Origin of the sequence: Pandoraea sp. PE-S2R-1 (genome assembly GCF_002179865.1) — a bacterium.
Lineage (GTDB): Bacteria > Pseudomonadota > Gammaproteobacteria > Burkholderiales > Burkholderiaceae > Pandoraea.
In genome coordinates this window covers 188971-213276 of the sequence record NZ_NGUR01000015.1, presented here as the reverse complement: position 1 = coordinate 213276, position 24306 = coordinate 188971, and the positions used below count along the sequence as shown (strand labels likewise).

Below are 24306 nucleotides of genomic sequence, written 5' to 3'. Positions count from 1 at the left end.
GAATGCCGGTTGTCGCTGAAGGGCAATCGGCGGAGGGGGCATCGGATGTCACTCGTGATACGGACACGCGCGCCCCCGCAAGGGTTCCGTCAATGCAGGCTTTTGGGGTGCGGCGTTATGACGCGAGCTTCATCAGCACGAGCCCGCTCACGATGAGCACGGCGGCGAGAAGTCGCATGGCACTGGCGGCCTCACCGAGCACGAGAACACCCACGGTAAATGCGCCGATGGCACCGATACCGGTCCAGATGGTGTAAGCCGTGCCAAGGGGAAGCGTCTTCATGGAGACCGACAGCAAACCGAAGCTGGCGGCCATGGTGACAAAGGTGATGACAGAGGGGACCCACTTCGTGAAGCCCGCAGACTGCTTCATCGTAAAGGCCCAAACGATCTCGAGAAGACCTGCGAACAGCAAATATATCCAAGCCATATGGCTCTCCTATTTCGGTAGAGCCGGGCCGTCCCGGATTGTTTTGCCAGCAGGCTGAGGTCGTCCTCAACGTGAAACTATAACGCAAATGGCTACTAAAGTGCGTGGACTGATTGCCAGAAATGGGCGGATGGCGTGTGGTGAGCCGTCAGTATCACGCCGTCATCAGCCGCTCGATGGCGTTGATCGCGTTGCGCAAACCGGTTTCCGAGCGCATCTGTTCGCCCAGTGCCTGCGCACGTGACTTTGTCGTTGCGCGCTCAGCGAATTCGAGGCGCTTGGCCAGCGATGCGGCCCGTAGTGACCGCCCGCTCAAGGCTTCATCCGCCACGCCTGCACGCCGCAACCGATCGGCCCAGAACCACTGGTCACCAGCGAATGGCACGACCACCGAGGGCACACCGGCACCTGTCGCCGAATGTGACGTTCCGGCGCCGCCATGGTGGATGACGAGCGATGTTTTCGGGAACAGCCAGTCGTGTGGCGTGTCGCCAAGCACGTGAAAATTAGATGGCAGTCCAGAGGTATTCGCACCGCTCCAGCCCGGGTAGAACAGCGCTCTGCGACCGGCCACGGCGGTGACCGTTTCCGCGAGCAGTTTTTCGGTGTCGAACCCCGTCATGCTGCCGAAGCCGACATAGATCGGCGCTTCGCCTGCCGCAAGGAAATCGGTCAGTGCCTGCGGGGCCACCCATTCGGCGGAGGGCGACACCCATTGCCCGCAGATTTGTGCGTTTTCCGGCCAGTCAGTGGGACGCGGGACGAGGCTGGGCGAGATGCCGTACAGCATCGGGTGCTGCGTCCACAAGGCCTGCCTCGGCGGCAGTCCGCACACGGCAGCGCGTGCGGCATTGGTCTGCTTTCGGAACGCCCGCCATAGCATCTGATTCACGAAGCTTTGACTGGCCCGGTTGAGGACCGACGGGACCCATTTCGGCGGGAAGAAGGGCGAGGCGAACGCCGCCGTGGGCGAGATCGGAATGAGACCGGTGCCGATGGCCTTGATGCCGAGATGCTCCGCCGCAGAGAGTCCGACAAACGCGGCCAGTCCCGACACGATGACGGCGTCACAGCCTTCGCCTTCCCGGACGATGGTTTCCAGCCATGCCTGCGCGTGCGTATTGGCGATGTGGGCCAGTGCGCTCGCCATGCTGGAGAAGCCGCGCTGGGTAGCCACCACGTTGGCAATCGCAAGCTCAGGCCGCAGCGTGCCTTTGATGTCACCGGCCAGCGCAACGGTAGGCACCCCCAGCTTGGCCGGGAAGTCGAGCGTGGCGTGGTCGGCGAGCAGGCGGGCTTCGTGACCGGCGTCCATCAACGCCCGGCACAGCATGGCCAGCGGGCGCGTGTCACCTTCCGTTCCGTACGTTGCGACGACGAATCTCATGATTTTTTGACTCTCTGGATGGCGTCTTTTTCCAACTCGGCGATCAGCGCATCCTGTATCAGCGCGACGGGGCGGACGAGGCGGGTCGGCAACGTGCCATGTACCAGCCACACGTTCAGACCGCTTTTGAATTCCGGTACATCGATGACTTCGAGCGTGTCGGCATAGGGGCTGCGTGCGAGTACTTCCGGCGCGGCGAGGCCGACGCCGAGACCACGCGCGACCAGCGACAACTGCAATTCGGAACCGAAGGCTTCGACCGCCACATTGAAGGGCAACCCCGCAGTCGACATCGCACGGCTGAGCGCCGAGCGCATGCCGCAGCCATCCTGATTGAGCACCCATGGATGCCCTGCCAATTCGGCGAGCGTCGCGGATTTATCGGCAAGACCGAACGCGCGGGGCGCGACCACGACCGTAGGTTTGTGCGCGAGCAGCGTCGTCGTCAGGCCTTCCGGCATCACCGCACGCTCGGGCAGCAGCACGATAGCCGCGTCCAGCTTGCCGCGCTCGACGCTCTGCAACAGGCCCGGCGACCAGCCCGCCGTCACGCGAAGCGTCAGCTTTGGGAAGGCACTGCGCAGCCGATCGATCGGTTGCTCCAGCGCCAGTTCGGACAGAAACGGCGGTACGCCGATATTGAACTCACCGGTCGGCTCGCGATCGGTGGACGCCACGGCCATCAGGTCGTCGACGGCACGCAATACGGTGCGCGCCAGCCGATAGACCTCTTCGCCTGCGGCGGTGGGCTTGAGCGGTTTGCTCTGACGGTCGAGCAGTTCGATGCCGAGCATCTTTTCGAGGTTTTGGACGCGACGCGTCAAACCCGGCTGCGTCAGAAAGAGCTTCTCCGACGCCCGCACCATCGATTCGCTTTCGACCACCGCGACGAAGGCCTGCAAGTCATGTGTGTTCAAAACAAACTCGCATAATCAATATAAACATAATTCAATTGTGGCATAACGTTGGTGTTCCTACAATCGGCGGACCGACTCACAGGAATCGCCAAATGACTCAGCCACCCTCCGTCTGTACACGCGACTTCGCTACGGCATCGCCGCTACCGTCAACCGTGTTGCCACCGCCCTCGGCCGCCCCCTCGGGTGTCGGCCTTAGCCGCCAAATGACGCTTTTCTTCGCAGCAGCGGTCGGCATCATCATCCTGAATTTGTCCGCCGCGCAGCCGCTGACAGGCCCGGTGAGCCATGCGCTGAATTTACCGGCAGGGTTGTCGGGCTTGATCGCGATGTTGCCGCAGCTTGGCTATGCGGCAGGGCTGCTGTTGCTCGTGCCGCTCTGCGATTTGCTTGAGAATCGCCGCCTGATCGTGGTGACGCTGACGTGCTGCGCGGCGTTTCTGGCGCTGTCTGCACTGGCCCATTCGGGGTGGGTGTTTCTGGCGTCGGTATTTCTCGCGGGTGCGACGTCGAGCGTGATACAGATGCTGGTGCCGATGGCGGCATCGATGGCGCCCGAGCAGCGGCGCGGTCAGGCCATTGGCAACGTGATGAGCGGATTGATGCTCGGGATTTTGTTGTCGCGTCCACTGGCGAGTCTGATTACGGGCACGTTCGGGTGGCGTGTGTTCTTCGGTATCGAGGCGGCCGCCGACGCGTTGCTCGCGGTCGTGCTGTACCTCCGGTTGCCGAATCACGCGCCGCACACCGGCGCGACCTATCCGGCATTGCTCCGCTCGCTTTGGACGTTATTGCGGACTGAACCTGTATTGCAACGTCGCTCCTTGCAGGCGGCGCTCGCGCTGGGGGCGTTCAGCGCGTTCTGGACGGCCATCGCATTGCGACTCGCGCAGCCCCCGTTCTCCCTCGGCATGCAGGGTATCGCCGTGTTCGCACTGGCGGGGGCCTCGGGGGCGATTGTGACGCCGCTTGCCGGGTATCTCGGCGACCGTGGCGCAGGGCATGCGACGCAGATCGTCTCGCACATCGTGATGATTGCCGCCGTACTCATGCTCGGCGCCGCGGGCGCGGGATGGGGCGGTTTCTCGCCGGTGGCACATCCCGTGCTGGCGTTGGCGATGTTGGTCGCTGGGGCGGCAGCGCTCGACGCGGGTGTGATCACCGACCAGACGCTGGGACGCCGTGCGGTCAACCTGCTTAACCCTGCGGCGCGTGGCCGGTTGAACGCGCTCTTCGTCGGCATCTTCTTTGTCGGCGGCGCGATGGGTGCGGCACTCTCTGGGGCCGCGTGGGCGTGGGCCGGATGGAGCGGCGTGTGCATGGTTGCGCTCGCGTTTGCCGTCGCGCTGTCGTTAGTCGGCTGGCTGGATCGCGCTTCGCAAGGGCGCCGTGCGTGAGGTGGCGGCGCTCGCTGCGATATCGCGCGGCGTTGCGCCAAGCTCCCGCTTCATCCACGTCGCCATATGGCTCTGATGAGAGAAGCCGGCTTCGAGCGCGATTTGACTCACGCTCAGCCGGCCTTCAATCAGCAGCGCCTTAGCCCGTTCGAGGCGGCGTTGCACGACATAGCGGTGGACGGGCACGCCCATCGTTTCGCGAAACAGCACTTTGAAATGCGGCACGCTCAGGTCGACGAGTGCGGCCAGTTCTGTCAATGAAAGGCGCTCGTCGAGATGCGCTTCGACATAGTCGATGACGCGCGAGGCGGCGCGAGCGGAGAGTGTGCGCGTTTTGCGATCTTGCTGACGGTCGGCCACCCCAGCCCCCGCCAGACGCACGAGCATCGCCGTGCACAGGCTTTCGGCGTAGAGCGGATCGGAGGCGTCTTTGGCTTCGAGTTCGGCGCGCATCGCCCACGCCATCTGCTGAAAGCGTGTGTCGCGCCACTGGAACTGCGGCCGAATCTGCGCCTCGGAAGCCGTGAGGCCGAGCTGGTCGTAAGTGTTCCGCACAAAATCGTCGGCGAACCAGACGGTGAGGATCGTGCAGTCGTTGTCGTCGGACCATTCGCCCGGCATGCCGGCGGGAATCACGTCGGTGTCGCCGTGGGACTGAATGCGCGCCGTGGGCGGGCCTTCGCATCGACACACTGCCTTGACGGGGCGCCCAACGTGCACGCCGACACGGTGATGCGCGATGCCGGGAATGCGGTGCGCCCCGGCGGCGACGCTGAACAGGTCGGCACCAAACCCCGACCACCCAAGCGACGCGCTCGACAGCAGGCTTTTCCGCTGGCCGGAGTGCGGCGTCAGCGTGGTGTGAGTTGCACGAGTTGCAGTCATTGCATGCCTTCCATGAGACGACGCGATGTCGCATTCTCCTGCAATTTCAGGCGGCGTGCTTGTGGCGACATGACGCACGTCGATAGAGGGCTCACGTTGTCATCCGAATCTGTTCGGAAACATCCGTCTGTGCGAGTTTTCAGGCGTGAGGCTTCGTAGACTCAAGACTCAAGAATGAGAGGCGAGGCACTATGTACGTGATCTTTGGCGCATCGGGAAACGTTGGCCGTTCGACGGTGGCGGCGCTGTTGCGCGCTGGGCAGGCGGGGCAAGCCGTGCGAGCTGTCGTGAGAGACCCGGCACAACACGAGGCATTCAAACGTATGGGATGCGAGGTGGTGGCCGCCGATCTCAACGACGAAGCGTCGTTACATCGCGCGCTCGAGGGTGCGCAGGCGGTGCAGTTGCTGTGTCCGGTGGTGCACGGTGCTGCCGACCCTGAAGCCGCGATGCGCAACACGATTCGCACGACGGCGCGCACATTGCGTGAGTATCCGCATTTGCATGTGCTCGCGTTGTCGGACTATGGCGCAGAACTCGATGCGGACTCGGGGATCACGATGCTGTTTCGCGAGCTTGAGACGGCGTATCGGGAAGTGGCGCGTCGTCTCACGTTGCTGCGCTCGGCGGAGCACATGCATAACTGGGCGCGCACATTGCTCGTTGCGTTGTCTGCCGGGCGCCTGCCGAGCTTTCATCATCCCGTCGACAGGCCATTTCCGACCGTTGCGGCGAAGGATGTCGGCGTTGTCGCCGCGCAGCTTTTGCTCGATGGCCATGACGGCCATGACGCTCGTGTCGTCAGTGTCGAGGGGCCGCGTCGTTACCACGCCGAGGATGTCGCGCGAACACTGAGCGAACTCAGCGGGCGCGGCGTCGCGGCCTTCGCGTTGCCGCGCAGCGAGTGGGCGAATGTGTTGGCACGCGCAGGGCTGAACACGAACCTCGCGAAACTCGTGATGAATACGTTCGACGCGCAGAACGCCGGAAGAATCGACGTTGAAGCCGGTAGCGAGCGACGCTTCGGCACGACCGAGTTGCGCGATGTGTTGGCGGCGTTGATGTCGGCTTTCAACGCGCGTTAGCCTCGTCGCGTCCTTTAAGGGATATCAAATGCAATATTGCCCAATGACATGCGCCACGCGCCTATACGTGGTGAAATCCCGCGCTGAAGCCGGACGCCGAGTCTCGGTGCCGACCGCTTACCGCCTGCTGGAAGGTATTGCCAAAAGACTACGATGGCAGGGGCTTGAGGAATTACTGTGCGCGATTCCCGATAGCAATGACGACTTTGGAATTTTCTAAATCGCCTGACGATCCTATGCCCTAGCGGCTCGACCGAAGCGTTCGATATCGGCAAGCACCGAAGGCGAGATGGTGACGTGATCCGGCGGTGCGCTACGCCCTGCAAGATAGATGCCCTTGGCGGACAGGCGTTCGGCGTGCGCAGCCAGCCGCGCGGGCAAGTCGGGCGCGAGCGCGGCCGGATCGATAGCGACGATGAACAACCCAGCTCCCGGTGATGCGTCGCCCTGTTGGAACGACGGGGCATCCAGCGACCAGTTCGCGCCGGTCAGCCCTGCGGACAGCACTTCCACGATCAACGCGATGTTGGCACCGCGGGCACCACCAAACGCCAGCAGCATGCCGGTCAGTGCGTCGTGCGCATCCGTCGTCGGCGCACCGGTGGCGTCCAATGCCCAGCCTTCGGGGATGGCCTCGCCGCGTGCGGCGGCTTCGCGGACGTTGACGAACGCCGTGGCACTCGAGGCCTGATCGACGACAAGCGGGCGTCCACCGTCGATCGGTGCGGCAAATGACAACGGGTTGGTGCCGAATACCGGCTGGCGGCTTTGCTCGGTGGTCACCATCGCAGGTCCGTTGGACGTTGCCAGACAGACGAGTCCCGCCTCGGCCAGTCGCCGCGTGTAATAGCTCAATTCGCCCACGGTATAGCTGTTGGCTTGCAAGAACAGCGCGACACCGTATTGCTTTGCGTTCTCCACGAGTCGGGGAAACGCCAGATCGAAGCCGAGTTGGGCGATGCCGGTTTTTGCGTCGACACGCAGGGTGGTCGGCATTGGTGCGCTGATGTCGGGTTGCGCGGCACTGGCGATACGGCCGGTAGCAAAGCCTTCGAGATAGTCCGGCAGATGGGCGAAACCTACCGACGCGTGGCCCGCGAGTTCAGCGGCAACCGTGGCATTGGCAAGTGATGTGGCGGTCGGGGCGCTCGCGCCCGCCGCCATGGCGGCGCGTCGTGCGAGTGCTTTGGCTTCGTCGATCCCGAGTTGCATGTACGCTCCCGTGATGGTGAGTCATGACCTGTCGCAAGACTATGCCAGACGCACGTAGTCGATGTCCCATTCCGATTCTTCCGTTTTTACAAAGCCATGCCGCTGGTAAAAGCGGTTGGAATCACTGCCGCGCAAGGCCCCCACACGAATCGGCATGCGCTGCGCGTCGGCACGATTGAACAGGTCTTGCAGAACGCGCGCGCCGATGCCCTTGCCCTGATGTTCCGGAAGCACGTAAAGGTGATTCAGTCGCCAGTGGTCTGCCTCTGGGCGCACGAGTACGAAGCCAACGCGGACGCCGTCGATCTCGATGAACTTGCACAGCGCCGGATCGAATGAGGCGAGAAAGCGGTCTCTGGCGCGCTGAGGATCGAAGCGTCCGATGCGCTCCAGACTTTCACGCATCGCGGCAATCCGCATGTCGACCAGAAGGTCGGCGTCGGCGGGGGTGGTAGCGGTGAAGGTCAGGGTCGAAGGCTGGTTCATTTTGTCGGAATGACCATCGCGCGATCCACGGGCACGGCCGTGACGGCGTTTTGCGGCGAACCGTCGATCAGTTTGTCGGAGTAGGTCAGATAGACGAGCGTGTTGCGCGCCTTGTCGACCATGCGCACGATCCGCAGCTTCTTGAACAGCGGCGAGAGGCTCTCCGAGAAAACTTCTTCTTCCTTCGGTAACGGCCCGGTAAACGTGATCGGCCCGACCGGCCGGCACGCGATCGAGGCGTCGGCCTTGTCTTCCGCGAGCCCGACCATGCCCTTCACGCCACCCGTCTTCGCCCGCGACACGTAGCACGTGACGCCGCGCACCTTCGGGTCGTCGTATGCATCGACCACGATCTTGTGATCAGGTCCCACCCACTTGAACGCCGTGCTCACGTCGCCAATCTTCTCGGCGTGTGCCCAACTCGCGGCCACTGTCAGCGCCAGCGCGACTGCTGTCTTGATGTTCATGTCCATGCCCGTGCCAGTTAAGCGTCGCCTGCGGCCGGGACCATTGCCGACCATACGCTGCGACAGGCGGATTCTACTCGTCCCGGATCGCGCGATTGCGACAGCGTTTCGGAGGGCACGGCTAAAAATCTATTTTTTTCGTTTGACACTTTATTTTCGTATACATAGTTTACTGAAACAACGGTTCCAAAAAGACAATGACACTGAAACACGCGACGCAACCGGCGCGTTGTGGCAACTTCCCGGAACCCTCAAACCTCCGCCCACCGGTAACGGACGGGCGACTGGACATCACCATGAACGGCACGCTGCAAGACCGCATCCTGCAACTGCAAGACGATTTCACGCCGAGCGAGAAGCGCTTGGCCGACGTAACGCTGGCGCATCTGTCCCAGCTCGCGGCCTATTCCGCAACCGAGTTGGCGGACATGGCGCAGGTCTCGAAGGCATCGGCGGCCCGGTTTTTCCGGCGGCTCGGCTACGAAACGTTCAACGACCTTCGCACCCGCATGCGCGACGACGCCGACCACGGCTCGCCGCTCTACGCGCTGGCGGGTATTGCGGCACCGGCACCTTCGACCAACGCACCTGAGGGGGCGCTGGGCAGCCATCTCGCCGCCGACCTGCAAAACCTTGCGCACACCTTCGAGCGCATCGACGCGGGCGATATCGACCGCGCGGTCGAGATTGCTGCGGGTGCCCGTCGTGTCGCGATTGCCGGCTTCCGCAACGGGCGGGTGCTGGCGCAGTACATGTGGGCCCTGCTGACGCAGGTGCGCGACGGCGTTCTGCTGGTGCCGGGCGCAGGCCTGAATCTGGCGGAAGACCTCGCCGACCTGAGCGCCGACGACGTGCTGATCGTGATGGACTTCCGTCGCCGCGTGACGTTGTTGCGCCCGATGGTCGAGCATGCCAACCGCGTCGGCGCACGGGTGGTGATACTGACCGACCCGACGGCCACCGAACTGCCCGCGCGCAGCGACGTCGTGCTGCGCTGCGTGAACCGCACCGCCGGCATGTTCGACTCGTACATCGCTGCCATGAGCCTGATCAATCACCTGTGCACCCGCCTCGGCATTGCACTGGGCGACGCCGCGCGTGAGCGGCTTGCCCGTATCGAACGCCTGCACGACGACTACGGCGATTTGCATCGCTGACCGGCGTGCGGTGAGCGCTTGATCCCTACCGATCCGGCGATCTCAAGCATCTATCCAAAGACTGAGGAGACACGTATGACGCCCCCCCTTCCCAATCTGCGCTTGCAGCGCTTCGTGAACCCGGCGGAACAGCCCGGTGCACCGTACGGCGATGCCCGCCGCGAGATTCTCGGCGGTGACGCGTTCGCCACGGCATCGCGAGAAATCACGCGCTGGCCCGGCTATGCCACTACCCCGTTGGTGTCGTTGAGTGGTCTGGCCCGCGCTGCTGGCGTAGCGCAGATTCGCTACAAGGACGAGGCCGGGCGTTTCGGTCTGGGCAGCTTCAAGGCACTAGGCGGCGCTTATGCCGTGAGCCGGCTGCTGATTCGCGAGATCGAAGCGCGCACGGGCGAGACGGGTGTCACGGTGGCAGACCTCTTGTCAGGGCGTTTCGCCGAGCTGACGCGCACGTTGTGCGTGACCTGCGCGACCGACGGGAACCACGGCCGGTCGGTGGCATGGGGCGCCCAGCGCTTCGGTTGCGAATGCGTCATCTACGTGCACGCCACGGTGAGTCAGGGCCGCGTCGACGCGATTGCGCATTACGGCGCGCAAGTGGTGCGCACGGCCGGTAACTATGACGATGCCGTACGTCAGGCCGCGGAAGATGCCGCGCGTCTCGGCCGTTTCGTGGTTTCGGATACGTCGTACCCCGGTTATATGGATGTCCCGAAGGACGTGATGCAAGGCTACGCCGTCATGGCCGACGAAGCGCTGCGTCAGTTTCGCGATGCGACTGGTCAACTGCCGACGCACGTGTTTCTGCAAGGCGGTGTCGGTGGACTCGCGGCGGCAGTGCTGGCCCATTTCTGGGAGACGCTCGAACTCACCGGCGAAGCGCGTCCGCGTTTCGTCGTGGTCGAGCCGGACAAGGCGGCATGCCTGTTCGAAAGCGCGCGTGCGGGCCAACCGGTGGCGGTTCACGGCGATCTCGATACCGTGATGGCCGGTCTTGCGTGCGGGGAGGTTTCGCTGCTGGCATGGGAGATCCTCGCGCCGGGAGCACAAGCATTCCTCACCATCGACGACGAGTCCGCGCTCGAGACGATGCGCATTCTCGCGGACGGCCGCTTCGGCGATGCCCCGATGGTCGCGGGTGAGTCGGCGGTGGCTGGCCTCGCGGGCTGTCTTGGTGCTGCCGCAGACGCCGAGACGCGTGCCGCCTTGGGACTCGACGCAACGAGCCGCGTGCTGGTGTTCGGCAGCGAAGGGGCAACCGATCCTGTGCTGTTCGAGAAAATCGTCGGCAAGCCCGCCGAAGCCGTGGCCGCAGGCATCGCGCAACAAGCTGCGTGACGCCGGACCGCACCATGAGCACGTTATTCACAGCAACGCCCACCGACGTGATCGACAACCTGCACACCGGTCTGCGCATCTCTCTGCCGCGCTTGCTCTCGCGCATTACCGCATTGGCGGAGGTCGGCGCGATTGACGGCGGCGGATGTTGCCGTCTCGCACTGACCGACGCCGACGGAGAAGGCCGCAACCTGGTTGCCGGCTGGATGCGGGAGTTGGGTCTGACAGTGACGGTCGACGCCATCGGCAACGTGGTCGGTGTGCGCGCCGGTCTTGAGGATGGGCCGCCGGTCATGACTGGCTCGCACATCGATACGGTGCGCACCGGCGGGCGATACGACGGCAACCTCGGCGTGCTTGCGGGGCTGGAAGTCATCGCCGCGCTTAACGACGCCGAGGTTGTGACGCGACGTCCGCTGGCGGTCGCGTTCTTCACGAACGAAGAGGGCGCGCGCTTCTCGCCCGACATGATGGGCAGCCTCGTCTACGCCGGTGGCATGGCGCTCGACGACGCACTCGATACCGTGGGTATCGACGGCACGTCCGTGCGCGAGAACCTGACGCGCATCGGTTACGACGGCCCGCAACCTGTCGGACAACCGGATGTACACGCCTTCGTCGAGCTTCATGTCGAACAAGGTCCGGTGTTGGAGCACGAGGGCATCACCATCGGTGCTGTGACGGGCGTGCAGGGCATTCACTGGACCGAGTTCACCATTGAGGGTGTCTCGAACCACGCGGGCACAACACCAATGCACATGCGTCACGACGCCGGTTACGTCGCATTCGAGATAGCGCGGTTCGCGCGTGAAGTGGCGCGCGAGATCGGTGGCGGACAACTCGCCACGGTGGGCCACGTCACGCTCTCGCCGAACCTCGTCAACGTGATTCCAAACCGGGCCGTCTTCACGCTCGACCTGCGCAACACCGACGCGAATGCGCTGGAAGAGGCCGTGCGCCGTGTGTTCGAGAAGGCGGATGCGCTGGCTGACGCAGAGGGCGTTCGCCTCACGCGCCGTTCGCTGGCTGATTTCGCGCCGGTGCAATTCGACGAGCGCATCGTTGCGCGGGTCGAATCGCTCGCCAAGGCGCGTGGCCACTCCGTGCGTCGACTGCCCAGCGGTGCCGGGCACGACGCGCAGATGCTTGCGCGGGTGTGTCCGGCCGGCATGATTTTTGTGCCCAGCGTGAAGGGGCTGTCGCACAACGTGGCCGAATTTACCCACGACGCCGACATCGATGCCGGGGCCAACATGCTGCTCGCGTTGATGTGCGAGTTGGCCGCGTGATCGGCATGCCGATTGTGATTCGGATTCAGATTGAAGTAGCGCGCGATATGCCGCGCATGACAGCGAAGATGCCCCGGGCCATTGTGCTCGCGGGTGTTCGAGGATTCATCAAGGAGATAACGTAATGTCCCGTATCGTCAACGTCGCCGCCGCGCAGCTGGGGCCGATCCAGCGCGCCGATTCCCGTGCCGACGTGATGGAGCGTCTGCTCGCTCACCTGCACAACGCCCATGCGATGGGCTGCAATCTTGTCGTCTTCCCGGAGCTGGCACTCACCACGTTTTTCCCGCGCTGGTATATGGAAGACCCGGTCGAGATCGACGCCTTCTACGAGCGCGAGATGCCCGGTCCGCAGACGCAGGCATTGTTCGATACCGCCAAGCGTCTCGGTATCGGTTTCTATCTGGGTTACGCCGAGATCGCGCTCGACGACGCTGGCCGGCCGCATCGTTTCAACACGTCGATTCTTGTCGGGGCCGACGGCAACATCATCGGCAAGTACCGCAAGGTCCACCTGCCGGGCCATGCCGAACACGAGCCGTGGCGGGCGTTCCAGCATCTTGAGAAGTACTACTTCGAGCCGGGTGAGACGTTCGACGTATGGCGTGGTTTCGGCGGTGTCATGGGCATGGCGCTGTGCAATGACCGTCGCTGGTCGGAGACTTATCGCGTGATGGGCCTGCAAGGCGTCGAGATGATTCTGCTCGGCTACAACACGCCGGTGCACAACCCGCCTGCGCCCGAGCACGACGACCTTTCGATGTTCCACAACCAGCTTGTGATGCAGGCCGGCGCGTACCAGAACGGCACGTGGGTGGTCGGTGTCGCCAAGGCAGGCAACGAAGAGGGCTGCGAGATGATCGGCGGCACCTGCATCATTGCGCCGTCGGGCGAAGTGGTGGCGGCGTGCTCGACCAAGGGCGACGAACTCGCCATCGCGCGCTGCGATCTGGATCTCTGCAACTCGTACAAGAACACCACTTTCAACTTCGCCAAACACCGTCGTCCGGAGGCCTATCGCATGATCGTCGAACGTCGCGGCGCGGTTGCACCACAAGGGTAATGCGCCCGTTGTAGCACCGTCTCACCCGAGGCGCGCGTCAGGCAACGCGTGGCCTCTTCCGAATGTTCAACCCCCGTATCAGGCATGCAGGCCGACAGGCCCGCAGGGGAACGTGTTGCCCGAAGCTTATGCCGAAGTCTTCGGGCACATCACGCCTGGCCAACAGTACGTCACGTTATTTTTCGCGCTGGAGCCTATGATGAAAAACGCACCTCCCCCTGCCAATCTCGCGGGCATTTCCGCGAGCCATGCCGACCCTCGTGCCATGAGCGACGCCTCTGATAATGCACTGTACCGCCGTGTCGCGTGGCGCCTCGTGCCGTTCCTGATGCTCTGCTATGTGGCCGCATTTCTCGATCGCGTGAACGTCGGCTTTGCCAAGCTTCAGATGCTCGACGACCTCGGCTTTTCCGAAACGGTGTACGGCCTCGGCGCGGGCATCTTCTTCATCGGCTATTTTCTGTTCGAAGTGCCCAGCAACGTGTTGATGCATCGCATCGGCGCGAGAAAAACGCTGGCTCGCATCATGGTGCTGTGGGGATTCATTTCGGCCGCGATGGCGTTTGCACAGACGCCGACGCAGTTCTACGTGCTGCGCTTCTTGCTGGGTGCCGCCGAGGCGGGTTTCTATCCCGGCATCATCCTGTACCTGACGTACTGGTTTCCGTCGGCACGACGCGGTCAGATCGTGGCGATCTTCATGACGGCCGTACCGTTCGCCGGCATTCTCGGCGGGCCGCTGTCGGGCTGGATCATGCAGACGTTCCACATGGGGCACGGCATGGCCGGATGGCAGTGGATGTTCATCATCGAGGCGGTGCCCTCGTTGATTCTCGGCATCGCCGTGCTGGCCTATCTCGATGACCGCATTGTCGACGCGCGCTGGCTGAGCGACGCGGAGAAGTCACGCCTTGCGCACAACGTGGCCGCCGAGACGCGTGAGAAGGTCGAGCACGTATCGCTGTGGAAGTTGCTGCAAGACCGTCGCGTGCTGCATATGGCGTTGATCTGCTATTGCACGGTGTCGAGTCTGTCGGGCCTCGCTTTCTGGGTGCCGTCGGTCATCAAGTCGACCGGTGTGACGTCGCTGCTGGAGATTGGCTTGCTGACGGCGATTCCGAATGCTTGCGCGGTGGTGTCGATGATTCTGGTGTGCCGTCATTCCGACAAGACGCGTGAGCGTCGCTGGCACATGGTGATTCCGTTCATCGTAGGTGGCATCGGTTTGATTCTGTCGACGCTGTTCGGTCACAACCCGACGGTGGCGGTTGCGATGTTGTCGGTCGCTGCGGCAGGTTGCATGGTCTGCTCGCCGTTGTTCTGGAGCTTGCCCACGGCGTTTCTGGAAGGCCGGAGTGCCGCCGCGGGCATCGCGGGCATCAATGCGTTCGCCGGCTTGGCCGCGTTCGTGAGCCCGTATGCGATCGGTTGGATCAAGGACAGCACGGGCTCGACCGACTGGGGCATGTACTTCCTCGCGAGCTTTGCGTTTATCGGCGCCATCCTCGTATTGCGCGTGCCGGCGAAGCTGGTCAATCGTTGATTCTTCTGTCACCCCCTCTTATTTCGGACCCGGACTCATGACGATCGACGTCATTGCTTTGACACAGGAAATGGTGCGCACGCCCAGTCTCTCGGGAGACGAAGGCAACATGGCGGCGCTGGTGGAGCGGCGCATGCGCGAGCTCGGCTTTACCGACGTGCGTCGTGACGATAACGGCTCGGTGCTCGGGATTGTCGGCCCCGAAAATGCCGATCTCGCGTTGCTCCTCGACGGTCACATGGACGTTGTGCCTGTCGTCGGCGAGTGGACGACCGAGCCGTTTGGCGGTGAGATCCGGGACGGCCGACTGTATGGGCGCGGTAGTACGGACATGAAAGGCGGCATTGCCGCCGCACTGTGCGGTGTTGCGGAAGCGGCGCGCACTGGACGCCTGACGCGGCGCGTGGCGGTGTCTGCAAGCGTGATGGAGGAGGTGGTGGAGGGGTTTGCGCTGGCCTCCGTGCTCGATCTCTGCTCACCGGCGGCCGTGGTCATTTGCGAGCCGTCGAAGCTTCAGATCAAGTCTGGGCAGAAGGGGCGGATGGAGATTCTGCTGACGTTCGAGGGCACGCCCGCGCATGCGGCGTCGCCCGAATGCGGCGTCAATCCACTGCATGCGGCAGCGCAGGCGTTGATCGTGCTGCAAAACCTTGAATTGCCGACGCACGCATCGCTGGGGGATGCGTTGCTGGTACCGACCGATATCGTGTCGACGCCGTACCCTTCGATCTCGATGATCCCGACCGCGACGACGATTCGCTTTGATCGTCGCACGTTGCCGGGGGAGACGTCGCAAGATGTTTTGTCAGCAATCGAAGCAAGGTTGCGCGCGGCAGGGCTGGGTCGGTTCACGCTCGCGGTGACGGGTGACAAGGTGCGCACGTTCACTGGGTGTTGTGCGCGGCCGTTCCGGTGGCTACCGGCTTGGCAGATCGCCGACGATCATGCGCTCGTGTCGAGTGCCGCGCAGGCAGTGCAGGCAGCAGGGCGCACGCCGAGTCTGGGCACCTGGCGCTTTTGCACCAACGGCTCGGAATCGGCAGGACGGCGCGGCATTCCAACCATTGGGCTGGGCCCTGGTAACGAGGAGGATGCTCACACGATTGACGAATCCATCGCGCTCGATCAACTGGAAGGGGCGCGCGATATTTATCGTGAATTGGTGTTGGGGATGGCGGGGTGATGCCGTAGCCCGTTCAGGTAGATGCATGAGGGGCGTCGTTTGCGGACGACGTCCTGAGCCAACATCAGAAATCGCTCAAATCTCGTAGTCGACGCACTATGGGGCTCTAGATTCACGCGATCAAGTGCTATTCTCCGTCGCTTCCGTTCAAGAGGGGCAACGAATGAGTCGCGATATTCGATGAGGAATACTAAAGAAAACGCATCGAAATCGAAGATCATTCGACCTCTTGCTCGTGACGGATTCACTGTGCCCGTCATCGCATGCGGCACCATCCTGGTAGCGTTGACATCGCTCATTCGGGCATTCATTTTCTGGTTTGCTTACGATCACGATGTAACAGAGATCATTCGAACGACACCGGGGCGTGCGTTGTGCTTGGAAGTTGTTGTGATCCTTGCGAACTTGGGGTTGTTGGTCGCAAGCATCGGACTACTATGGCGAAAGCCGTGGGCGCTTCCGGTGTTTATCTGGACGATCGTGTTGTGGACGCTGGTGGTTTCATGGCTGATCTACTTGATCGTCGTATTCGTGAATCTGCCCGTGTACATCGTGGCGATTCTTCTGCTGCACAACAGCATTGATTCGGACGCCAACGCCATCCCTGCACCCCACGAACGTCTGACCTTGCGCCGCATCGTTTCTGTGAGTTGTCTGACGCTATCGTGCGCACTGCACCTCTGGGCCTTGCTCGCCGCATCAGACCCGGGCTTCTGGGGCTGGTACGTTTTCCCCATGGCGCATCCATCGCATTTGTTTGTACCGGCCGTGATGCTGTTCATTGTTGGCGTTGGACTCGCTCCTAAATCACGCAGGTTACGGAGCGCGAACATACCTTTGATGGTGTTCTGCATGGCATTCGGGATGATTCTCATCGCGAGTACGGTGTTGAACACTTCCCTGCATATGTATTTGCCAGAAGCCGTGGTGCGTGGGGACATGCCATATCGCGTGATGTGTTTCCACTTTGCGCTGATCGCCATCGTTGCGCTTCTATTGAATTGTTTTTCGAGTCTCGGGCGCCCAGATGCATCGGAAAGCGCTCACGTCGCTTGAAACACAGGCATCGCAGCACTGGTGTCGCGGTACCGACTCAGCGCATGGCGGCCTCGATGCTCCCCCCGAAACCGCTAATCGGCAGATCACGAGCTCGTCACTGATGAATTAGAATGTTGCAATCTCAATAAAATATGAAATTTGCTCATTCATCATGCTTGATCGTATTCATTTGTCCATCGTGCAAGAGGTGGAGAAGCAGGGGTCGCTGACCGCTGCGGCGGGCGTGCTGCATGTGACGCAGTCGGCGTTGAGCCACAGCATGAAAAAGTTGGAGCAGCAGTTGGGCACCGACATCTGGCTGCGTGAAGGCCGTGGCCTGCGCCTCACGCAGGCCGGCCAATATCTGCTGGCGGTGGCCAATCGGGTGCTGCCGCAGTTGAGTCTGGCCGAGGAACGCCTGCGGCAGTTCGCCCAAGGTGAGCGAGGCGCCTTGCGGATCGGCATGGAATGTCACCCGTGCTACCAGTGGCTGTTGAAAGTCGTGTCGCCCTATTTGGCCGCGTGGCCGGATGTGGATGTCGACGTCAAACAAAAATTCCAGTTCGGTGGCATCGGCGCCCTGTTCGGTTACGAGATCGACCTGCTGGTCACGCCCGATCCGCTGGACAAACCCGGTCTCGTCTTCGAACCGGTGTTCGACTACGAGCAAGTCTTGGTCGTCGCGGGAAACCACAAGCTCGCCAGCGAGGAATTCATCAAGCCCAAGCAACTGACCAACGAGGTACTGGTGACCTACCCGGTGCCGGTCGATCGTCTGGATATCTACAGCATGTTCCTCACGCCCGCCGGCATCACGCCCAAGCGGCATAAGCCGATCGAGACCACCGACATCATGCTTCAGATGGTCGCCAGCGGCCGTGGCGTGGCTGCGCTGCCGCGCTGGCTGGTGCTGGAATACGCGGACACGATGGATGTGGTGCCCGTCCGGCTGGGCAAGAACGGCATCGCCAAACACATCTATCTGGGCGCGCGCGAAGCGGATATGGAGATCGATTACCTGCGTGCCTTCATCGAGCAAGCGAAGCATCCTGTTGTGACCTGATGCTGTGACCTGATACCGCGCGGCAGCGGCCTCCATGAGTGAAGCTCATAAGAACATGAGAACTTATCCATTTTCATGATCCCCGGTCGGACACCATAATTCGAGCCTCCTAGTCCAGCGAACGCGGGCGTATTTCAGAGAGGTTTCTTGTGGCGTCCGCCATCGAACGCAAGCCATTGGCATTACCCGGCGGGCACCAGAAAGTGCTCTTGCACTCGTGCTGCGCGCCTTGCTCGGGTGAAGTGATGGAAGCGATGCAAGCCTCCGGCATCGACTTCACGATCTTCTTCTACAACCCGAATATCCATCCGCTCAAGGAATACGAACTTCGCAAGAACGAGAACATCCGTTTTGCGGAAACGTTCGGCATCCCTTTCGTCGACGCCGATTACGACCGCGATAACTGGTTCGAACGTGCCAAAGGCATGGAGAACGAACCGGAGCGCGGCGTGCGCTGCACGATGTGCTTCGACATGCGCTTCGAGCGCACCGCGCTATACGCCCATGAGCATGGCTTCCCGGTCATCACCAGTTCGCTGGGGATCTCGCGCTGGAAGAACATGCAGCAGATCAACGATTGCGGCGTGCGGGCGGCGTTGCACTATCCCGACCTCCTGTACTGGGAATACAACTGGCGCAAAGGCGGCGGCTCGGCTCGCATGATCGAGATCAGCAAGCGCGAGAACTTCTACCAGCAGGAGTACTGCGGCTGCGTCTATTCGCTGCGTGATACGAACCGTCACCGCGTAGAGAGCGGGCGCGAACGTATCCAACTTGGCGTGAAGTTCTACGGGGACGACGACTCCGCCATGGAGTCCTGAACTCGCCGTTCAGCACCCATTGGGAAGCGCTGAAGACGCACGAAGCCAGCGCAGGCTATCTCTCGGAAATTAGGGCATCAATCGCAATGAGTACGCAATGAGTAAAGATTTCACATTTGCCATCAAGAGCATTTGCTTCGATGAGGACTATCACCCTTCGGACAATACGCGCATCACGACCAACTTTGCCAACCTCGCCAGAGGCAGCAGCCGTCGGGAGAATCTGCGCAACACGTTCAGGATGATCGACAATCGTTTCAATGCCTTGGCGCATTGGGATAACCCTAAAGGCGATCGCTATACGGTCAATCTCGAGATCATTTCCGTCGAGATGAGTATCGATGGCGAAAGCAACGGAACGTCGCTCCCGCTGATCGAGATATTGAAGACGAATATCGTCGATCGGAAGACTGGCGAGCGTATCGAGGGAATCGCAGGGAACAACTTCTCGTCCTACGTGCGCGATTACGACTTCAGCGTGCTGCTGCTGGAACACAACAAGCGTCAGCCGAAGTTCAGTGCGCCGGAGGACTTTGGCGATCTGCACGGCAAGTTGTTCAAGTACTTTGTGAATTCGAGTGCTTACAAAGGCAATTTCAACAAGCCGCCCGTTATCTGTCTGAGCGTGTCGAGCAGCAGAACCTATCGCCGGACCGCCAACCAACATCCTGTCTTGGGTATTGAATACCTCCAAGACGAGTACTCCCTGACCGACGAATACTTCAAGAAGATGGGGCTGAAGGTCCGCTACTTCATGCCGCCGGGCAGTGTCGCGCCTTTGGCTTTCTATTTCTCTGGCGATCTGCTTGCTGATTACACCAGTCTTGAGCTTATCGGCACCATCAGCACGATGGATACCTTCCAGAAGATTTACCGGCCCGAGATTTACAACGCCAATTCCGCGGCAGGGGAATCCTATCAGCCGAGTCTGAAGCACGAGGACTTTTCGCTGACGCGAATTGTGTACGACCGAGAAGAACGTAGCCGTCTGGCTGTCGAGCAGGGAAGGTTTGTTGAAGAGAATTTCATCAAGCCATACCAGACGGTTCTTGAACAGTGGTCCGCTAACTACGCTATTTGATTCATCAATAACGCAAGATCATCCACCATGAAAAAACTGTTACCGACGTCGACTGCCGGCAGCTTGCCGAAACCTTCCTGGCTCGCGCAACCCGAGAAACTTTGGTCGCCGTGGAAGTTGCAAGATGAGGAGTTGGTCGAAGGCAAGCGAGATGCGCTGCGCTTGTCTTTGCAAGAGCAACAACACGCGGGCATCGATATCGTCAGTGACGGTGAGCAAACGCGTCAGCATTTTGTGACGACGTTTATCGAACACCTCAGCGGCGTCGATTTCGAAAACCGTCAGACCGTCAGAATTCGTGATCGCTATGACGCGAGCGTGCCGACGGTTGTTGGGGCTGTGGCTCGCCAAAAGCCGGTGTTTGTCGAGGATGCCAAGTTCTTGCGTCAGCAAACCAAGCAACCCATCAAATGGGCGCTGCCGGGGCCGATGACGATGATCGACACGCTTTACGACGATCACTACAAGAGCCGCGAAAAGCTGGCTTGGGAATTCGCCAAGATTTTGAATCAGGAAGCCAAGGAACTGGAAGCTGCCGGCGTCGATATCATTCAATTCGACGAGCCTGCCTTCAATGTCTTCTTCGATGAGGTGAATGAGTGGGGCGTTGCCACGCTGGAGCGCGCAATCGAAGGGCTCAAGTGCGAAACTGCCGTCCACATTTGCTATGGCTACGGTATCAAGGCCAATACGGATTGGAAAAAGACGCTGGGGTCGGAGTGGCGCCAGTACGAAGAAGCTTTCCCCAAGCTGCAAAAATCCAACATCGATATCGTCTCGCTGGAATGCCATAACTCGCATGTTCCCATCGACCTCATCGAACTCATTCGAGGCAAGAAGGTGATGGTCGGGGCTATCGACGTGGCCAGCGACACCATCGAAACGCCGGAGGAAGTCGCCGCGACGCTGCGAAAGGCACTTCAGTTTGTCGATGCCGACAAGCTCTATCCGTGCACCAATTGCGGCATGGCACCGCTGTCCCGTAACGTCGCACGAGGCAAGCTGAGTGCACTGAGCGCAGGCGCAGAAATCGTCCGTCGAGAACTCTCGAACTGATTGTCAGCGGCTTCCGATCTGAAGCCGGAGCGCGAGCCAGCCCGCAAGGCGTTGTCTCTGATCGAACCTGATCGAGAGGCACCGCCAGCGGGTTGGTTTGCGCTGATCGAGCATCACCCAGTATTTAGTCAGCACCATGTCTCTTTCCAGCACTGCTATCGAGCCATTGCGCTTTCGTGAAGCGCTCGGGCACTACGCATCCGGCATCACGGTGGTTACTTCGCACGTCGATGGCGAGCCGATTGGCTTCACCTGCCAGTCGTTTTATAGCGTATCGGTGAGCCCGCCGCTGGTGTCGTTCAGCGTGATGGCCAGCTCGGCCAGCTATCCCAAGATTCGGCAGGCAGGACGATTCGCGGTCAATATCCTGTCAGGCGAACAAGTCGCAATTTCCAATCAATTCGCCCGGCGAGGCACCGACAAGTGGCACGGCGTCGACTGGCAGGAATCGCCGCTAGGCAATCCGGTCATCGCCGGCAGCCTCCACTGGCTGGATTGCAAAATTTACGCCGAGCACGCCGCCGGTGACCACCTGATCGTGATCGGTGAAGTGAAAGCGCTAGACCAACAAGCGGCTGCCGCTACGCAGCCGTTGCTGTATTTCAAAGGGCAGTACTGCAACATCGCCACACACAGCGCAGTTTGAACTGACTCGGCCGGCCCATTCGGCGACATAGCTAAAAAATTCGGCAATCTGACGATCAGGACTGCGACGTGATGTATCAATTGTCATGGAAATTTCACGTTCGACCGGTAGCCTGATCCGTACTTGCCATGGGGCCGAGACGACTCGGCTTCATGGAATACGGACGATCGCGCGATAGAAGATGACAGGCATCCCGGCATCGCTCAGTGGGCTTGCGCTGGCAGGATGCGCGTTTGGTCTGGGCTTTCCGGCCGTCACGAGCGCAGCGCAGGCGAGTTCCCCAACGGCAGCGATGCCTGTGCAGACCGGCGAACCGCACTTCGACTTCGATATCCCTGCCCAGCCCTTGAACGACGCGTTACAGCGCTATGGTGCCGTCGCGCGTCAGCCTGCGCTCTATCGCAGTGAAATTGTGACGGGACAAATCTCCACGGCCGTTCGCGGCCGGTATTCGCCCGAGGCCGCCCTGCACCTGTTGCTGGAAGGCACGGGCCTGAGCGCCGAAAGATTCGACATGGGGCAAAGCAGCGCGTTCATCCTCAAGGCGGCAAGCGATTCGGTCGCTGCGCCGGTCGCCAATGGGCTGGGCGATCGCACCGGCTATCCCGGTCTCGTGCAGACACGTGTCTGGCAGGCGCTCTGCGCGAACCCGTTGACCGCCCCCGGGCGCTATCGTGCCGTCCTGCGTTTTCAACTGGATGCGGCCGGCCACGTCGAGCGGCCACGGCTCATTGGATCGACCGGCGACGCTCGCCGGGACACCGCTGTGCTGGAAACGCTGCGCGACATCCGCATGGACGCCGCACCCCCGAACGACATGCCGCAGCCGGTCACCCTGCTGCTGCTCCCGCGTGACGCCGAGTTTGGCCTGCCGTGCGACCCCGCCGCAGGGGGCAGGGCCGGCTCATGAGCGACGATACGCCGCCGATGGTGCTGGTGGACTACCTCACCAAGCACTACACCACGCTCAAGTCCCGCATGACGCGATTGCTCGGCAACGGGGATCTCGCCGGCGATGCCTTGCAGGACACATGGCTACGCATGCACAGCCGTGAAGACGCCGAGCAGATTCAAAGTCCGGCAGGCTATCTGCTGCGCATCGCCCTCAATATCGCGGTCGACATCCAGCGGCGTCAGGGGCGTTCGCTGTCGTTCGACGAGGTCGCGGAACTCATGGACATGGCCGATCCCGCCCCCGGGCCGGAGCAAGTGGTCGAGGCGCGCTCCCGAATGACGGCGATGCGTCAGATCATCGACCGCATGCCCCGGCGGCGGCGTCAGGTCGTGCTGATGGTCCATTGGGACGGCCTGGAGCAAAAGGAAGTGGCCCGGCGGCTCGGCGTTTCGCTGCGCACGGTCGAGTCCGATCTGAAGCGGGCACACGATCATCTGATCGCCCGGAAAGACCGATGATGAAAATATTCTGCGGTTATGTGGGGGGCGCGTTCGTCCTTACCTATGACCCGAAACTTTCCACCCCCCGCCGTTCGCCTGCGAAAGCCCTGTCCGTCATGGATGGCAAGGGCGTGAGGGGAATCGCATGAGCGCACGTGATGACCGCCGTCCGCCCACGCCCGACGAGCTTGAGCGTCAGGCGTGGACGTGGCTGCGCCGCCTCGGCTCAGGCGATGTGACGTCGTGGGACGCCGACGCTTTCAAACGCTGGCTGCACACCAGCCCGGCCCACCAGAGCGCCTTCAGTGCGGCAAAGCGGGAGTGGGCGTTGATCAGGCCCGCCGCGCGCGAGGTACTGCACGGTAATCCCGAAGCGTCCCGGCAGCACGCTCGTGCATTACAGGGGCCGAGCGTTGGCCGCCGGGCGTTTCTCGGCGCGGCAGTGAGTGCCGCTGCCGTGACCGGCTTCGCCGTGTTCCACCCCCCCGCAGGTCTCTGGCCCGCCCCCTCGACGTGGGGCGCGGACTTTCGTACGGCGACCGGCGAGCAGCGCTCGATTCAGGTCGCATCGACCGTCAGCGTCACGCTCAACACGGATACCAGCATTCGCCGGGAAACGACGGGTAACGCGACCGTCGGCATTCGCCTGTTGTCGGGGGAGGCTGCGGTGGACGTTGCCGCGAGCCCCACGCCCTTTGTTGTAGTTGCGGGTGCCGGGCGCAGTCAGGCGAGTGCAGGGCGCTTCGAAGTGCGCCGGCTCACCAGCGGCGTGTGCGTCACGTGCGTCGACGGTACGGTGAGCGTCGAGCATCCGGCGGGGCGCCACGTGTTACGCGCGGGTGACCAGACGGTGTATGACGACGCTTCCGTGGGGCGCGTGAAGCGTGTCGCAGTCGCGGATGTGTCGGCGTGGCGAAAAGGCATGCTGGTCTTCCGCCAGGCCCCCTTGAATGACGTCATCGAGGAGATCAACCGATATCGTCGCGGGCGGGTGGTACTGATGAATGCATCGCTGGCGAATCAGCCGGTCAGCGGTAGTTTCGATATCACGCTGCTTGACGTCGCCGTGGCGCAGTTGCAGCGGACCTTCGATTTGAACGCCCGTAGTTTGCCGGGCGGGTTGGTTGTCCTTTCCTGACCGTTTCCACGAGACATGCACGCCGCGTGGGTGTCGTGTTGCGAACAATAAAAATAATCAAAAAATAATCTGCGGGTAGAGGGGCGCTTCGTTCGTCCTTGGGCATAGGGCTGCGACGCAGGCCGGGCGGTACGCCGTAGCCGCCGCGCGCGACCCGATGAACAGGACTGTCCGGCACGGGGCGGGCAGTTGAACGGGTATGACACCCTCTATCGGCAGGATCTGAGAT

General features: G+C 61.9%; 24 protein-coding genes. 17 read left to right on the top strand and 7 right to left on the bottom strand.

Annotation, left to right across the window (positions count from 1 at the left end; all coding sequences use genetic code 11):
* Window positions 1–115 precede the first annotated feature (115 nt).
* The 3 genes from CDV44_RS18370 to CDV44_RS18360 form a co-directional block, all read right to left on the bottom strand.
* On the bottom strand, window positions 116–430 hold the full coding sequence (locus CDV44_RS18370; protein ID WP_058377377.1) for a multidrug efflux SMR transporter: 315 nt from the start codon (window positions 428–430) through the stop codon (window positions 116–118).
* A gap of 154 nt (window positions 431–584) precedes the next feature.
* The gene (locus tag CDV44_RS18365) at window positions 585–1817 is read right to left on the bottom strand and encodes a glycosyltransferase (protein ID WP_087689438.1); all 1233 of its coding nucleotides are present in this window, start codon (window positions 1815–1817) and stop codon (window positions 585–587) included.
* Window positions 1814–2734 carry a LysR family transcriptional regulator gene (locus CDV44_RS18360; RefSeq protein WP_087689436.1) on the bottom strand — a complete coding sequence of 307 codons (921 nt, stop codon included), beginning with the start codon at window positions 2732–2734 and terminating at the stop codon, window positions 1814–1816. The genes CDV44_RS18365 and CDV44_RS18360 overlap by 4 nt, the downstream gene beginning before the upstream one ends.
* A 92-nt stretch (window positions 2735–2826) precedes the next feature.
* Here CDV44_RS18360 and CDV44_RS18355 point away from each other — a divergent pair, with 92 nt between their 5' ends.
* A complete protein-coding gene (locus CDV44_RS18355; protein ID WP_087689434.1) occupies window positions 2827–4131 on the top strand; it encodes an MFS transporter in 1305 nt (434 codons plus the stop codon).
* Here the strand turns inward: CDV44_RS18355 and CDV44_RS18350 are convergent.
* Window positions 4087–5016 carry a helix-turn-helix domain-containing protein gene (locus CDV44_RS18350; protein ID WP_087689432.1) on the bottom strand — a complete coding sequence of 310 codons (930 nt, stop codon included), beginning with the start codon at window positions 5014–5016 and terminating at the stop codon, window positions 4087–4089. The two genes, CDV44_RS18355 and CDV44_RS18350, sit on opposite strands and share 45 nt — an antisense overlap.
* A 191-nt stretch (window positions 5017–5207) precedes the next feature.
* Here CDV44_RS18350 and CDV44_RS18345 point away from each other — a divergent pair, with 191 nt between their 5' ends.
* Window positions 5208–6101 carry an NmrA family NAD(P)-binding protein gene (locus CDV44_RS18345; protein ID WP_087689429.1) on the top strand — a complete coding sequence of 298 codons (894 nt, stop codon included), beginning with the start codon at window positions 5208–5210 and terminating at the stop codon, window positions 6099–6101.
* A 234-nt stretch (window positions 6102–6335) separates the two neighbouring features.
* Here CDV44_RS18345 and CDV44_RS18340 read toward each other — a convergent pair whose 3' ends face one another.
* The 3 genes from CDV44_RS18340 to CDV44_RS18330 are packed head-to-tail and all read right to left on the bottom strand — an operon-like array spanning window position 6336 to window position 8266.
* A complete protein-coding gene (locus CDV44_RS18340) occupies window positions 6336–7313 on the bottom strand; it encodes an Ldh family oxidoreductase (protein ID WP_087689426.1) in 978 nt (325 codons plus the stop codon).
* A gap of 39 nt (window positions 7314–7352) precedes the next feature.
* Window positions 7353–7799 (bottom strand): GNAT family N-acetyltransferase, encoded by a 447-nt coding sequence (locus tag CDV44_RS18335; RefSeq protein ID WP_087689423.1) that lies wholly within the window; start codon window positions 7797–7799, stop codon window positions 7353–7355.
* Complete coding sequence (locus CDV44_RS18330) at window positions 7796–8266, bottom strand: CreA family protein (protein WP_170936037.1); 471 nt, start codon at window positions 8264–8266, stop codon at window positions 7796–7798. Before CDV44_RS18330 ends, CDV44_RS18335 begins: the two co-directional genes overlap by 4 nt.
* 296 nt (window positions 8267–8562) lie before the next feature.
* Between CDV44_RS18330 and CDV44_RS18325 the strand changes: the two genes are divergently transcribed.
* From CDV44_RS18325 to CDV44_RS18255, 15 genes are all read left to right on the top strand, one after another.
* Window positions 8563–9423 carry a MurR/RpiR family transcriptional regulator gene (locus CDV44_RS18325; RefSeq protein WP_087689420.1) on the top strand — a complete coding sequence of 287 codons (861 nt, stop codon included), beginning with the start codon at window positions 8563–8565 and terminating at the stop codon, window positions 9421–9423.
* Window positions 9424–9498: 75 nt separating this feature from the next.
* Window positions 9499–10761, top strand: coding sequence for a diaminopropionate ammonia-lyase (locus CDV44_RS18320; RefSeq protein ID WP_087689418.1), 1263 nt, complete (start codon window positions 9499–9501; stop codon window positions 10759–10761).
* Window positions 10762–10775: 14 nt separating this feature from the next.
* Window positions 10776–12050: a Zn-dependent hydrolase gene (locus tag CDV44_RS18315; RefSeq protein ID WP_087690710.1), complete on the top strand. Its 1275-nt coding sequence runs from the start codon at window positions 10776–10778 to the stop codon at window positions 12048–12050.
* A 124-nt stretch (window positions 12051–12174) separates the two neighbouring features.
* Window positions 12175–13113, top strand: a complete 939-nt coding sequence (locus CDV44_RS18310; RefSeq protein WP_087689416.1) for an N-carbamoyl-D-amino-acid hydrolase — start codon at window positions 12175–12177, stop codon at window positions 13111–13113.
* Between the two features lie 199 nt (window positions 13114–13312).
* Entirely contained in the window at window positions 13313–14656 is a 1344-nt protein-coding gene (locus CDV44_RS18305; RefSeq protein WP_170936036.1) for an MFS transporter, read from the top strand.
* Between the two features lie 37 nt (window positions 14657–14693).
* Window positions 14694–15839, top strand: a complete 1146-nt coding sequence (locus tag CDV44_RS18300) for a YgeY family selenium metabolism-linked hydrolase (protein WP_087689414.1) — start codon at window positions 14694–14696, stop codon at window positions 15837–15839.
* Between the two features lie 180 nt (window positions 15840–16019).
* Complete coding sequence (locus CDV44_RS18295) at window positions 16020–16895, top strand: hypothetical protein (protein ID WP_087689412.1); 876 nt, start codon at window positions 16020–16022, stop codon at window positions 16893–16895.
* A gap of 154 nt (window positions 16896–17049) precedes the next feature.
* Window positions 17050–17940: a LysR family transcriptional regulator gene (locus CDV44_RS18290; protein WP_087689410.1), complete on the top strand. Its 891-nt coding sequence runs from the start codon at window positions 17050–17052 to the stop codon at window positions 17938–17940.
* Between the two features lie 149 nt (window positions 17941–18089).
* Window positions 18090–18761 carry an epoxyqueuosine reductase QueH gene (locus tag CDV44_RS18285; RefSeq protein WP_087689409.1) on the top strand — a complete coding sequence of 224 codons (672 nt, stop codon included), beginning with the start codon at window positions 18090–18092 and terminating at the stop codon, window positions 18759–18761.
* A gap of 97 nt (window positions 18762–18858) precedes the next feature.
* The gene (locus CDV44_RS18280) at window positions 18859–19842 is read left to right on the top strand and encodes a DUF1852 domain-containing protein (RefSeq protein ID WP_087689408.1); all 984 of its coding nucleotides are present in this window, start codon (window positions 18859–18861) and stop codon (window positions 19840–19842) included.
* A 27-nt stretch (window positions 19843–19869) separates the two neighbouring features.
* The gene (locus CDV44_RS18275) at window positions 19870–20898 is read left to right on the top strand and encodes a methionine synthase (RefSeq protein WP_058377389.1); all 1029 of its coding nucleotides are present in this window, start codon (window positions 19870–19872) and stop codon (window positions 20896–20898) included.
* 136 nt (window positions 20899–21034) lie between these two features.
* On the top strand, window positions 21035–21544 hold the full coding sequence (locus tag CDV44_RS18270) for a flavin reductase family protein (protein ID WP_087689406.1): 510 nt from the start codon (window positions 21035–21037) through the stop codon (window positions 21542–21544).
* 181 nt (window positions 21545–21725) lie between these two features.
* Window positions 21726–22454: a TonB family protein gene (locus CDV44_RS18265; RefSeq protein WP_087689403.1), complete on the top strand. Its 729-nt coding sequence runs from the start codon at window positions 21726–21728 to the stop codon at window positions 22452–22454.
* Complete coding sequence (locus tag CDV44_RS18260) at window positions 22451–22957, top strand: RNA polymerase sigma factor (protein ID WP_087689401.1); 507 nt, start codon at window positions 22451–22453, stop codon at window positions 22955–22957. The genes CDV44_RS18265 and CDV44_RS18260 overlap by 4 nt, the downstream gene beginning before the upstream one ends.
* A gap of 127 nt (window positions 22958–23084) precedes the next feature.
* Window positions 23085–24077 (top strand): FecR domain-containing protein, encoded by a 993-nt coding sequence (locus CDV44_RS18255; protein ID WP_087689398.1) that lies wholly within the window; start codon window positions 23085–23087, stop codon window positions 24075–24077.
* Window positions 24078–24306 lie beyond the last annotated feature (229 nt).